This is a genomic window from Acinetobacter sp. CAU_H_78, from assembly GCF_058599365.1.
Window position 1 is genome coordinate 1,253,262 of sequence record NZ_CM178652.1, and the last position, 12,588, is coordinate 1,265,849.

At 42.2% G+C, this 12,588-nt stretch carries 11 protein-coding genes; 1 reads left to right on the plus strand and 10 read right to left on the minus strand.

What is annotated here, in order from left to right; all coding sequences use genetic code 11:
* Positions 1 to 5: 5 nt before the first annotated feature.
* The 6 genes from AC4MCD_RS06160 to ppsA form a co-directional block, all read right to left on the minus strand.
* Positions 6 to 335, minus strand: coding sequence for a cytochrome o ubiquinol oxidase subunit IV (locus AC4MCD_RS06160; protein ID WP_171064814.1), 330 nt, complete (start codon positions 333 to 335; stop codon positions 6 to 8).
* A complete protein-coding gene (gene cyoC, locus AC4MCD_RS06165) occupies positions 332 to 952 on the minus strand; it encodes a cytochrome o ubiquinol oxidase subunit III (RefSeq protein WP_004783873.1) in 621 nt (206 codons plus the stop codon). The genes AC4MCD_RS06160 and cyoC overlap by 4 nt, the downstream gene beginning before the upstream one ends.
* Before the next feature lie 4 nt (positions 953 to 956).
* Positions 957 to 2,945 carry a cytochrome o ubiquinol oxidase subunit I gene (gene cyoB, locus AC4MCD_RS06170; RefSeq protein ID WP_180013021.1) on the minus strand — a complete coding sequence of 663 codons (1,989 nt, stop codon included), beginning with the start codon at positions 2,943 to 2,945 and terminating at the stop codon, positions 957 to 959.
* A 3-nt stretch (positions 2,946 to 2,948) separates the two neighbouring features.
* Positions 2,949 to 4,025, minus strand: a complete 1,077-nt coding sequence (gene cyoA / locus AC4MCD_RS06175) for a ubiquinol oxidase subunit II (protein WP_005236020.1) — start codon at positions 4,023 to 4,025, stop codon at positions 2,949 to 2,951.
* Between the two features lie 301 nt (positions 4,026 to 4,326).
* Complete coding sequence (locus AC4MCD_RS06180; RefSeq protein ID WP_419364849.1) at positions 4,327 to 5,133, minus strand: RDD family protein; 807 nt, start codon at positions 5,131 to 5,133, stop codon at positions 4,327 to 4,329.
* A 414-nt stretch (positions 5,134 to 5,547) separates the two neighbouring features.
* Positions 5,548 to 7,926 (minus strand): phosphoenolpyruvate synthase, encoded by a 2,379-nt coding sequence (gene ppsA, locus AC4MCD_RS06185; protein WP_419364847.1) that lies wholly within the window; start codon positions 7,924 to 7,926, stop codon positions 5,548 to 5,550.
* Between the two features lie 154 nt (positions 7,927 to 8,080).
* Here ppsA and ppsR point away from each other — a divergent pair, with 154 nt between their 5' ends.
* On the plus strand, positions 8,081 to 8,917 hold the full coding sequence (gene ppsR, locus AC4MCD_RS06190) for a posphoenolpyruvate synthetase regulatory kinase/phosphorylase PpsR (protein ID WP_004783863.1): 837 nt from the start codon (positions 8,081 to 8,083) through the stop codon (positions 8,915 to 8,917).
* A 256-nt stretch (positions 8,918 to 9,173) separates the two neighbouring features.
* Here ppsR and AC4MCD_RS06195 read toward each other — a convergent pair whose 3' ends face one another.
* The 4 genes from AC4MCD_RS06195 to AC4MCD_RS06210 form a co-directional block, all read right to left on the minus strand.
* Positions 9,174 to 9,725: an NAD(P)/FAD-dependent oxidoreductase gene (locus AC4MCD_RS06195; protein ID WP_419364845.1), complete on the minus strand. Its 552-nt coding sequence runs from the start codon at positions 9,723 to 9,725 to the stop codon at positions 9,174 to 9,176.
* Between the two features lie 280 nt (positions 9,726 to 10,005).
* On the minus strand, positions 10,006 to 11,010 hold the full coding sequence (locus AC4MCD_RS06200; RefSeq protein WP_419364843.1) for an LLM class flavin-dependent oxidoreductase: 1,005 nt from the start codon (positions 11,008 to 11,010) through the stop codon (positions 10,006 to 10,008).
* Positions 11,011 to 11,164: 154 nt separating this feature from the next.
* Positions 11,165 to 11,614: a hypothetical protein gene (locus AC4MCD_RS06205; protein WP_004783858.1), complete on the minus strand. Its 450-nt coding sequence runs from the start codon at positions 11,612 to 11,614 to the stop codon at positions 11,165 to 11,167.
* Between the two features lie 249 nt (positions 11,615 to 11,863).
* Positions 11,864 to 12,292 (minus strand): glycine zipper domain-containing protein, encoded by a 429-nt coding sequence (locus AC4MCD_RS06210; RefSeq protein ID WP_034171622.1) that lies wholly within the window; start codon positions 12,290 to 12,292, stop codon positions 11,864 to 11,866.
* Positions 12,293 to 12,588: the final 296 nt, after the last annotated feature.

Genomic DNA, 12,588 nt, shown 5'->3' on the forward strand with positions numbered 1-12,588 from the left:
CCAGTTTAGATCATCATGTTGTAGTGTAGGTAGTTCATGATCCATACAGAACCCACTAAAAGAATAGCGATGGTTAAGATGGTATACACAAATGCAATTACGTTCCAGCGTTGCTCTGAAGAAGAGTTCATGTGCAAGAAGTAAATTAATTGCACAAGAATCTGAGCGACTGCAGTAATTGCAATAGCAGTAATCAAGATACCGCGGCTAAAACCACCTGCCATGACCATACCGAATGGAATTACAGTAAGGACAACAGACAGGATGAAGCCAACAGTATATTGCTTCATGTTACCGTGTGATTCGCCAGCAGCGTTATGATCATGACTCATTATAGAACTCCCATCAAGTAAACTACGCTGAATACACAGATCCATACGATGTCAAGGAAGTGCCAGAACAAGCTTAGGCACGCAAGACGACGAGTGTTAGGTAGAGTCAAACCATATTTCTTGATTTGAATCATTAACACGATCATCCATACCAAACCTGAAGTCACGTGGATACCGTGCGTACCTACCAGCGTAAAGAACGAAGACAGGAACGCAGAAGTGCTAGGGCCATGACCAGCATGAACTAAATGATTGAACTCATAAAGTTCCATACCGATGAAGGCAGCACCGAATAACCAAGTGATCGCTAACCAGGTAAGAACCTGACCAACGTTTTTCTTGTAGGCAGCTAGAACGGCAAAACCAAAAGTTACGGAAGAGATCAAAAGGGCAAACGTTTCAGTTAAAACGAAACCTAATGAATCACCAAACAGATCACGCGCGCTTGGAGTGCCTAATGGAACGTGGCTACTTAAAACAGCGAATGCAATGAAGAGTGTACCGAAAAGGATAAGGTCACTCATCAAGTAAGTCCAGAAACCAAAGACAGTGATGTCGGTATCATCGTGATGATGATGCTCATCGTGTCCGTGGTTATCGTGATGAAGTACTTCAGCCATGGTCTTAGTCCTTCTTCAAGTGTTTTTCAAGGATCGCATAACGTTCACCTTCAATACGCTCAACTTCAGCAGCAGGAACATAGTAATCCACTTTCTTGGTGAAAGAAGACACGATGAAGCTGATGATAGCTGCTACGAAAGTAACCGCTACTAACCACCAGATGTGCCAGATTAACGCGAAGCCCATAACAGTAATGAACATTGCGATAATGAAACCAGCAGCACGGTTAGTCGGCATATGGATATCTTCGTACTTCGTAGGTTTTGCATAAGCAACACCGTTTTCTTTCTCGATCCAGAAAGTATCAATACCATTGATCTTTGGAAGATGAGCAAAGTTATAGAACGGAGCAGGAGAAGATGTAGACCATTCAAGCGTACGACCATCCCATGGATCGCCAGTCAAATCTAGACGTTGATCGCGTTGTAGGAAACCAACAACGATTTGCATAATGAAACATACAATACCAAGTGCAACAAGAACTGCACCGAACATTGCGATGTTTACATATGGATCCCAGTCTGGGTTATCAAATGTATTCAGACGACGAGTCATACCCATGAAACCAAGGATATAAAGTGGCATGAATGCAAAGTAGAAACCGAAGAACCAGAACCAGAATGCTGCTTTACCCCAAGTCTCATTCAGTCTCCAACCGAACATTTTCGGCCAGTAGAAGATGATACCCGCGAACATCGCGAATACTACACCACCAATAATTACGTTATGGAAGTGAGCGATCAGGAATAAAGAGTTATGTACCAGGAAGTCCGCTGGTGGAACCGCCATCAATACACCTGTTAAACCACCGATACCAAAAGTCACAAGGAAGCCAAGTGTCCATAGCATTGGGGTAGTGTAAACGATACGACCCTTGTACATGGTGAACAACCAAGAGAAGATTTTTACACCAGTAGGAATCGCAATAATCATGGTCATGATACCGAAGAACGCGTTAACGTTGGCACCTGCACCCATGGTAAAGAAGTGGTGAACCCATACAACGAATGACAATACTGTAATTGCAACTGTTGCATATACCATTGACTTGTAACCGAACAACGCTTTACGAGCGAAAGTCGATACAACTTCAGAGTAAATACCAAATGCTGGCAATACCAGAATGTATACTTCTGGATGACCCCAAGTCCAAATCAAGTTCACATAAAGCATTGGGCTACCGCCTAGCTCGTTTGTGAAGAAGTGGAAGCCGAAGTAACGGTCAAGAGACAGCATTGCAATAGTAGCAGTCAATACTGGGAATGCCGCGATAATCAATACTGCTGTACATAAAGATGTCCAGGTAAAGATTGGCATTTCCATCAGTTTCATGCCAGGCGCACGCATTTTGATGATGGTAACGAAGAAGTTAACACCCGTTAATAGCGTACCCAGACCTGAAATCTGCAGTGCCCAGATGTAGTAATCCACACCGACGCCAGGAGAGTATTCAATGCCTGATAGTGGAGGATAAGCCATCCAACCAGTCGCAGCGAATTCACCTAGAGCAAGTGAAACCATCATCAAACCTGCAGCACCAGCAAACAGCCAGAAGCTTAAAGAGTTTAATAATGGGAATGCAACGTCACGTGCACCGATTTGAAGCGGTACAGAGATGTTCATTAAACCAACAACAAGACCCATTGCCACGAAGAAGATCATGATCACACCGTGTGCGGTGAAGATCTGGTCATAGTGTTCTGGGTGCAAGTAACCTTCGCCGCCACCTTTTGCAAGGAACTGCTGAAGACGCATCATGATCGCATCGGCGAAACCACGTACCAGCATGATCACTGATACAAAGATATACATGATACCAATTTTTTTATGGTCTACAGATGTGAACCATTCGTTCCACAGGTAGCCCCATTTTTTGAAGTAGGTAATACCTGCAACAACTGCGATACCACCTAAGATCATCATTGCAACAGTTACCAGTACGATTGGATCGTACGGAATTGCATCTGGACCTAACTTACCTAAGAAGCTCATGAATTATTCTCCTTGAGAAGCAGTCGCATGTTCAACATCTACATGTGCTTCAGAAGCAGCTGCTTCCTGGTGAGCAACAGAAGACGCTGAGTGATCAGCACCGTGATAGTTACTCATGTAGTTATTGATCACAGATTCAAACAAACCTTGCTCAACAGAAGAGTAGTAAGTCACTGGATGTGGCTTAGTTGGGTAAGGCTTCATTGCTTCAGCAGCAGCCTTCTCTTCAGGAGTCGTAGCTTTTGCAATAATCGCTTCGATTTGGTGTTTACCACGGTTACCGTCACGCAAGCTTGCAAATTCAGCTTGGTCTAAAACAGTTTTTTGAACTGCTTCTGGATTTACTGAAGTACCGTTACCTGCTTTAACTGCAGCTACCCATTCAGCAAACTGAGCATCAGTCACAGCATGTGCACGGAAGCGCATTTGTGAGAAGCCATAGCCTGAATAGTTAGAAGAGAAACCGCGGTAGCCTTCAGCTGGGCTAGTTTCGTCTGCCATTAAGTTCAGGTGAGTTTGCATACCCGCCATTGCATAGATCTGACCACTTAACGCAGGGATGAAGAATGAGTTCATCGTGAAGTTAGAAGTCAAACGAAGACTTACCGGAGTTTTCTCTGGGAAGCGAATTTCGTTTACAGTCGCAATGTTTTGTTCTGGGTAGATGAAGATCCATTTGAACTGTTCAGCAATAACCTGAACTGTTAATGGTGCTTTATCTGCCTCAAGTGGGCGGTATGGGTCGTACTTGTGGGAACCCCACCAAGTTAACCAAGCTAAAATACCAATAATAATGACAGGGATACCCCAAACTACAATTTCAATCGCAGTAGAGTGTGCCCATGTAGGTTTATAGTCTGCGTCTTTATTCGATGCGCGATATTTCCAACCGAACCATAATGCCATGATAATTGATGGGATTACCACCAATAGCATTAAGTAAATCGCAGTCATCATCAGGCTACTTTGGCCTTCAGCAACTGGACCCTTAGAGTTCAGAAGTACTAGATCACCACCACACCCTGTTAAAAGTGCAGCCATCGTTGATAAAGACAATACAGCTAAAATCGTTTGTCTCATTTTACAACCTCGGTGAAGAGTCCCATTCCCTAATTTAATATGGGATAGCGATTAAAGTGTCGCATGATAAAAGAGGCCGTTTTTTTACAAAACACCCTTCTAATCATAATACACCGCTACGTTGTAGGGCATTATGCCTGATATTGCCAAACTAAGCTATATATAAAGGTGCTTTAAATGACTGTAATAAAAACCGATTTTGTCGGTCGGGTTTCAAGAGTATTTATAGGAATTTTATTGTAATTTCAAAGTTATGTAGGAAAATGGGATGCCAAAACATCCCATTTTATGGCAGAACTAATTATTGTTTAACGACTTGGGTTTTTGCCAGTTTATCGTGCACGGTTTGACGTTTTTGCCCTAAACCGAACGCCCAGTCAATAATTGTGCTGAGTGGCATGAAGATAATATTCAGGAAAATAAAGAACACACTGCGAATAGTGAAGGCACGCATCAAGCTGGTTTTTTCACCAGTCTCGGCATCTACAATCTTAATTTTAGTCAGTTTTTTACCGATACTTTGACCCGATTTGGCAATCAGAAAAGCCTGGATAGCGAGCATGATCACCAGGTAAATTGCAGTCGCAATCCATGCCTGTTGTGAAAACATGTCAAACATCTGAGTTTGTAGTTGCTGTGCCAGAGCAGGGTCAGCGTCACTACTTAACATCACATTCATGAACTCCTGGTTCAGTTGTGCAAACTGGATTTCCTGTTCAGGAGTAAAAAATGCGGTCAAAATAAACGTGGCAGGCAGCCATAAAAGCAGGTCAACGATTTTGGCTAAAATACGGCTTGGAATACTCGCCAGTTCTTTTTTTGCTGCAACATTTTGAGAACTGCGGGCACGAAGATGGTCTGTACTTGACTCATTTGTGTTCTGTGGAGCCTGATAGGCTGGTGTCGCTGGCGTTTCTGGTGCTACATAGCCTTCAGGCTGATAGATCAGTTTCCCTTGGGTGAGTTCACCTAAAGCTTTCCATTCGGTCATACCTTGATGCCAAGCCAAATCAGTCAGAAGTACCTGTTGGTTGGCAAGCATCTGATTTAATTGCTCGAGCGTATATGGGCCAGCTTGTTGATTATTTCGTGCCAAGTAAATCTGCATATAGACTGAATCTCAAAAATATAAATTTAGACAAAAATTGAACTAGGAGTTTAAGTATTTTCAGGCTGAAAACAAATAAAAGAATATAAGTGTAATATATGGATAAGTTTAGGATTTTCAAGAATGTTCATCACCAAATTCCTCCATAATTGAGACAGTGTAGCAAGGATTGATGATTTTGCTATCAAGATGTGAAAATTCACTTAAATTTAATTATGCAATTTTTTCTCATGCTGTTTGTTGGTATTTGTTTGTCATTACACTAAGAAGCTTATGTTTATATAAATAATTTGATTTCAGCTAAATCAAAACATATGATTAATCATTTAACTATAAATGTGATTAAGACAATATCTAGGTAATATTGAGAACATAAAAAAAGACCCTATGAAAGGGTCTTTTTTATAGAGCGAATTAAGCCTTTTGAGCTTTCTCTTCAGACAGGAAGAACCAGGTATCTAATACTGAGTCTGGGTTAAGAGATACAGATTCAATACCTTGTTCCATCAGCCATTGTGCAAGATCTGGGTGGTCAGAAGGACCTTGGCCACAGATACCTACATATTTGCCTGCTTTACGGCAAGCATGGATGGCCATAGAAAGCAGTGCTTTTACTGCTGGATCACGTTCATCAAACAGGTGAGAAACAATACCAGAGTCACGGTCCAGACCAAGCGTTAACTGAGTCAAGTCATTTGAACCGATAGAGAAACCATCGAAGTGTTCAAGGAATTGTTCAGCTAACAAAGCGTTAGTTGGCAATTCACACATCATGATCACTTTAAGACCATTTTCACCACGTTTCAGACCGTTTTGACCTAATAGCTCAATAACACGTTTAGCTTCAGCAACAGTACGTACGAACGGGATCATGATTTGAACGTTAGTCAGACCCATTTCGTCACGAACTTTTTTCAGTGCACGGCATTCAAGTTCGAAGCAGTCACGGAAGTTGTCAGATACATAACGGCTTGCACCACGGAAGCCCAACATTGGGTTTTCTTCTTCAGGTTCGTACAGTTTGCCGCCGATCAGGTTAGCGTATTCGTTTGACTTGAAGTCAGACATACGTACGATCACTGGTTTGTCAGCAAAGGCAGCAGCAAGAGTAGAGATACCTTCAACCAGTTTTTCTACATAAAACTCGATTGGAGATGCATAACCTGCAGTACGAGCAAGTACAGCAGCACGAGTTTCACGTGGTAGGCTGTCGATGTTCAATAATGCTTTAGGATGCACACCGATCATACGGTTGATGATGAACTCTAGACGAGCAAGACCAATACCTTCGTTCGGAATTTGCGCGAAGTCAAATGCACGATCCGGGTTACCTACGTTCATCATGATTTTGAACGGAAGTTTTGGCATAGATTCGATAGAGTTGGTTTGGATTTCGAAATCCAATGCACCTTCGTAGATGAAACCAGTATCACCTTCAGCACAAGATACAGTTACGTCTTGACCGTCAACAAGCACTTCAGTTGCATTGCCACAACCTACGATCGCTGGAACACCAAGCTCACGTGCAATGATCGCAGCGTGACAAGTACGACCACCACGGTTAGTTACAATCGCAGCAGCACGTTTCATCACTGGTTCCCAATCCGGGTCAGTCATGTCAGATACAAGTACGTCACCGTCTTGTACTTTGTCCATTTCTTTAATTGAAGTTACGATGCGGACTTTACCAGAACCGATACGTTGACCGATTGAACGGCCTTCACAGATCACGTTACCTTTTTGTTTTAGCAGGTAGCGTTCCATCGTGCCGACATTTTCACGGCTCTTCACAGTTTCAGGACGCGCCTGAACGATGTAGATTTTACCGTCATCACCGTCTTTAGCCCACTCGATGTCCATTGGAGAACCGTAGTGGTTTTCAATGATCAATGCTTGTTTAGCCAATTCTTGCAGTTCATGATCGTTCAATGCAAATTGTTGACGATCTGCTTTTTCTACATCAACCACAACAACTGATTTACCCGCAGCAGCTTCTTCACCATAGATCATTTTCTGGTGTTTAGAACCTAAGTTGCGGCGCAGTACAGCGTGTTTGCCTGCGTTTAGCAGCGGTTTTGAAATATAGAATTCATCTGGGTTTACTGCACCCTGAACTACCATTTCACCCAAGCCATAAGAAGCTGTAATGAATACTGCATCACGGAAGCCTGATTCAGTATCTAGAGTGAACATTACACCAGCAGCACCAGTTTCTGAGCGAACCATGCGTTGTACGCCAGCAGAAAGGGCAACTACGTCATGCGCAAAGTTTTGGTGTACACGGTAAGAGATCGCGCGGTCGTTGTACAAAGATGCAAACACTTCTTTGATCGCGATCAGAACGTTATCGATACCACGAATGTTCAGGAAGGTTTCTTGCTGACCTGCGAAAGAAGCATCAGGTAAGTCTTCTGCAGTCGCAGATGAACGAACGGCAACCGCAATATCAGGGTTGCCGTTTGAAAGTTCTGCAAAAGCTGCACGAATTTCCTTTTCCAGTTCAGCAGTAAGTGGAGTTTCCACAATCCATTGACGAATCTTTGCACCAGTTTCAGCAAGTGCATTGACGTCATCAACGTTAAGTGCAGCAAGCTCTGCATTGATTTTAGCGTTTAGGCCACTTTGCTCGAGAAATTCACGATAAGCAGCAGCTGTTGTTGCGAAGCCACCTGGTACTGATACACCAGCATTAGATAAGTGGCTGATCATTTCGCCCAGAGATGAGTTTTTCCCACCTACAAGCTCAACATCGTGCTTCCCTAATTTTTCTAGACCAATTACGCGCGCTTCCAAAGTTGTTACTCCACTTTTGCAGTATTAATCACTATCTTGGCATGAGAGTATAGCAAATCTTCTAGGTTTTTGATTTTACTAAGCGACAGTCATGTAAGATCGGTTTACTATAAAGATTATATAGTACTAAGACAAATGTTTGAGGAGAATTTTAATGTCAGAAGGTAAACAAATTCAGCGGAGTGTGTTTTTTATTTCCGATGGTACTGCCATTACTGCTGAAACCCTTGGCCACTCACTGTTAGCACAGTTTCCGCATGTGGATTTTGACATTCATATTATCCCTTATATTAGCTCTGAAGAAGCGGCCATGAATGTGGTCACAGAGATCAATGAACGTGCCCAAAAAGACGGTCAAAAACCTTTGGTTTTCGATACGTTGGTGGATCCCTATGTGCGTGACATCATTAATACTGCAAATGCAGTAAATCTTGATGTTTTTGAAGGGCTTATCAGTAAACTATCAGAAGAGCTTGGTACTGAACCTACGACTTTAGTCGGTCAGACCCATGCGGTGACCGATTCTGAGTCTTATAAGGCACGTATTGATGCCGTACATTTTGCGCTCGACAATGATGATGGTGCGCGTACGCGTCACTATGATAAGGCTGATCTGATCCTGATTGGCGTATCGCGTTCCGGTAAGACTCCAACCTCAATTTATTTGTCTCTGCAATTTGGAATTCGTGTAGCGAACTATCCGCTAACTGAAGAAGATCTGGACGATAACCGCCTGCCAGCAGTGCTAAGACCGCATAAAAACAAGCTTTTTGGCTTGATGATTGATGCAGAACGTCTGGTTGCAATCCGTACAGAACGTAAGGCCAACAGCCGTTATGCCAGCTTCAGCCAATGCCAGATGGAACTACGTGCAATTGAAGGCATCTATATTTCGGAAGGGATCAAGTATCTGAATGTCTCGGAAATGTCGATTGAAGAAATTTCAACTCGTGTCTTACAAATGACAGGACTAAAACGTCGAATTGGCTAAAAAGAATTCAGAGCCAGACTTCAGTTTGGCTCTGATTTATAGATAAAAATTAATAAAAAATACTACTTTCATAGAAATAAAATATGAATATTATAAGTTGTTGAAATATTCAATATTTTAATCAAAAATGTAGTGGTTGGTTTTTAAGCTTATTTGCTCTTCAATGAACTCAGAAATTCAATTTTACAGAGCTAAATTTTTCCCACTACACTCCGAATTTTTAATCTTATGAGCTAAAAACAGATTAACTTGATGATTAAAAAGTATGCACAATTAGCTCAACCTGATGTTCATCTCCATTAATACAATGAATACTATTTTCGGAAATTTTTGCAATAGGCCAGGTAATCAGCTGGCAATTTTCACGTTGCAGAGCAGTATAATAGTGGTCTGATTTAAGATAAACTTTGGATGCAGCTGCAAGATTTGGCATGAGCTGGCGTCTGAGCCATAAATTCTGTACCTGATTTTCCAGATAACGTAATGACAAAATACTTTTAATCCGGTTGTTAAATAGGCGTCGATTTTTAATGATCAATGGGTGATTTAATAGCCGCTGCAAACCACGTTCAGTACCTGGCAATACAAATTGCGGATTAATCTGAAAAACTTTTACTGAGCGAGCTTGCTGGCTAATCTTGTTGAGCTGGCTTACGGTAAATTGATCCGTACCAATAATCGCAATATCTTTTCCAGTACAGTCAAGTTCAGCGAGCTGGGAAGAGGGCACTTTAATGCCAGTAAAATGCTGGAAATTTTCGGGACGATTCTCAAATATACCCGCGTGTGCATCCTGCTTGGTAGACATTGTTTTTCCTTGAAATTATTTAATAATTGGTCTTATTTGCTTTGTTATAGATATTAGCAAAAGCCCTAGAGCGGTAAAGATCAAAATTTAACTTAGACAGTCATTCTTTTTTCTATTGTATTTTTAATGAGAGATAGATGGATTAAAGTGCAGGAGATCCATCTTAGACATAAACTTATCCATTTGGAAACTTGAAATATTCAAACACAGTTTAAAAAAATATACCCATTCCTGAGAATGGGTATATAGATAAGAATAAATTAGGCAAAGCAAGACAGCATTACTGCCCGTTTTTGATTTGCATCAGTAATTCAAAATTATGCAGACGTTTCTCTGTGTCATAGATGTCACAGGTGAAGATAAACTCATCTACATCATATTTTGCTATGAGTGCTTCCAGACCGGCTTTAACAGTTTCTTTAGAACCCACTTGTGCCATGGCAAAGAAATTATCGACAGACATTTTTTCAGGTGGTGACCAGAGTCCTTCCATAGAATCAATTGGCGCTTTCAATTTCAGGCTTTGACCGCGAATCAGGGCAAGGACACGCTGGTAAGCACTTGTTGCCAGATATTCAGCTTCTTCATCTGTATCTGCGACACAAGTCGGTACGCCCATAGAAACATAAGGACGATCAAGATATTCAGACGGTTCGAAATTGTCCCGATACAGCTGAATCGCTTGACCAAGCATACGCGGAGCAAAGTGAGATGCAAAAGAATAGGGTAGACCAAGTTTTGCTGCCAGCTGTGCGCTAAACAGGCTCGAACCTAATAACCACACAGGTACGTGTGTGCTTTGGCCTGGAGTTGCCACAATGCGTTGGCCTGGAATCGGCTCTTTAAAGTATTGCAGAATTTCTAAAACATCCTGCGGGAACTGATCTTCAGTTTCCTGACGGCCACGACGCAAAGCACGCATGGTCATTTGATCGGTACCAGGAGCACGACCCAGTCCCAGTTCAATACGATCTGGGTATAAAGTCGCTAATGTGCCGAACTGTTCTGCTACCACTAAGGGTGCATGGTTTGGCAGCATAATGCCACCAGAGCCAAGTTTGATGCTATTAGTATTTGCCAGTAAATAGCCTAAGAGGACGGCGGTCGCTGAGCTGGCAATACCATCCATATTATGATGCTCGGCCAGCCACATCCGGCTATAACCTAGACGTTCTGCGGTCTGAGCTAATTCCAGCGCATGTTGCAGGGAGAATTGAATGGTCTTATCGTCACGAACTGGAACCAGTTCGAGAATAGAGAACTGGGTATCGGTAAGCGTACGCATAATATTACTCTTGAATAAACATGACTAAGAGCATACGTCTTTGCATTGTATTTGTATATCGAAAAAAATCGATATATATGTAAACCAAAATAACAGACAAAAAATAAGCATCCGAAGATGCTTATTCAAGAAGGAAAAGTAAATAGAGGAAATCTTAGCGACGGTGGTTATAACGGTAGTTGCTAGTACGATAGTTTTTTGAACTATAGCGACGGTCATAACGGTCATCATAACGACGGTCTTCGCTGACTTTTTTACCAAGGGCAGAACCACCTGCAGAACCTAATGCAGCACCAATTAAGCCACCATTAGAACCCGCCATGTTTTTACCTACGGCATAACCAGCACCACCACCTAAAGCACCACCGATAATCGCACCATTACGGTCACGTTTATTTGCAGCTACTGCGGCACCAGCACCACCGCCAATCGCAGAACCGATTGTCGCGCCAGTTGTACCACCCATTTTATTGCCCACTGCGGCACCAACGACACCACCCAAAGCAGAAGCTAAAGCCGTATTCGTTGTATTTCCGGCATTGGCGGCTGTCATACCCATGGCTGAGGTTGCTACAACAGCGATCATTAGAGATTTGTAATTCATGAGTACACCTTTTATATATCTAGCTGTATTTGTTGATGAGATAAATTTAATCTAGCAACCGTCAAATAGCATGGAGGCAGTGTTGGCGAATTGTGATTTTTATCTCCTTAATTTATTCATGATCTAGTTCTGATAATTTGATGTATTACATGAATTTGGATAAGTTGAACGCACAATAAAAAAAGCACCCAAGCAGGTGCTTTTAATATTAAATGTAGCGTCGAATTTAAAGAGCCTGAGGCCAGGAAATTAACGGTGACGTTTTTTCCAGTGTTTAGCACGATTCGCTTTGGCACGATCGGCTGCTTTATCTTTAGAAATTTTATTACCTAATGCTGCACCACCCGCAGCACCAAGTGCTGAACCGATGTAGCCGCCATTAGAACCGCCCATGTTTTTACCTACGGTATAACCAGCACCGCCACCTAAAGCACCACCAATTGCAGATGAGGTACGGTTTTTCTTGTTACTTGCAACAGCAGCACCACCTGCACCACCTAACGCGGCACCAATTGTTGCGCCAGTGTTGCCCCCCATGTTTTTGCCCAGTGCAGTACCAGCAACGCTACCTAAAGCACTTGCTGCTGCCACACGTGCAGTACTGTCTGCATGCGCACTCACTGTCATCATTGAGCCTGCAGCCATTGCAGCACTCAGTAAAATTGCATTGAGTTTCATGTTGTAACTCCGTGTCCCTGATAGGACTTTCATATGTTAGTGTGTTTCGACGCAGAAAATGTAACAAATCGTGCCCAAAAGAATGTGAAGATCTACCTCCATATTTAATGTGTTTATTTGCCAATTTGTAAAATGAGAAATAAATAAGGATCAAATTGAGCAGAAAAAATCCAAAACTGAAGATTTTATTTATATTTGTTAACAAATGACGATGACATCGCTGCATCTCAGCACTGACTTACTGAATAATGATGTTCATTGACCCAGAGAATCGTTAAACTAGGCGCAATTTTTTG

Excerpts from the sequence above, each read along its gene's own strand:
- cyoC (WP_004783873.1), bottom strand. The coding sequence starts at position 952 with ATGGCTGAAGTACTTCATCACGATAACCACGGACACGATGAGCATCAT.
- cyoB (WP_180013021.1), bottom strand. The coding sequence starts at position 2,945 with ATGAGCTTCTTAGGTAAGTTAGGTCCAGATGCAATTCCGTACGATCCA.
- cyoA (WP_005236020.1), bottom strand. The coding sequence starts at position 4,025 with ATGAGACAAACGATTTTAGCTGTATTGTCTTTATCAACGATGGCTGCA.
- AC4MCD_RS06180 (WP_419364849.1), bottom strand. The coding sequence starts at position 5,133 with ATGCAGATTTACTTGGCACGAAATAATCAACAAGCTGGCCCATATACG.
- ppsR (WP_004783863.1), top strand. The coding sequence starts at position 8,081 with ATGTCAGAAGGTAAACAAATTCAGCGGAGTGTGTTTTTTATTTCCGAT.
- AC4MCD_RS06195 (WP_419364845.1), bottom strand. The coding sequence starts at position 9,725 with ATGTCTACCAAGCAGGATGCACACGCGGGTATATTTGAGAATCGTCCC.
- AC4MCD_RS06200 (WP_419364843.1), bottom strand. The coding sequence starts at position 11,010 with ATGCGTACGCTTACCGATACCCAGTTCTCTATTCTCGAACTGGTTCCA.
- AC4MCD_RS06205 (WP_004783858.1), bottom strand. The coding sequence starts at position 11,614 with ATGAATTACAAATCTCTAATGATCGCTGTTGTAGCAACCTCAGCCATG.
- AC4MCD_RS06210 (WP_034171622.1), bottom strand. The coding sequence starts at position 12,292 with ATGAAACTCAATGCAATTTTACTGAGTGCTGCAATGGCTGCAGGCTCA.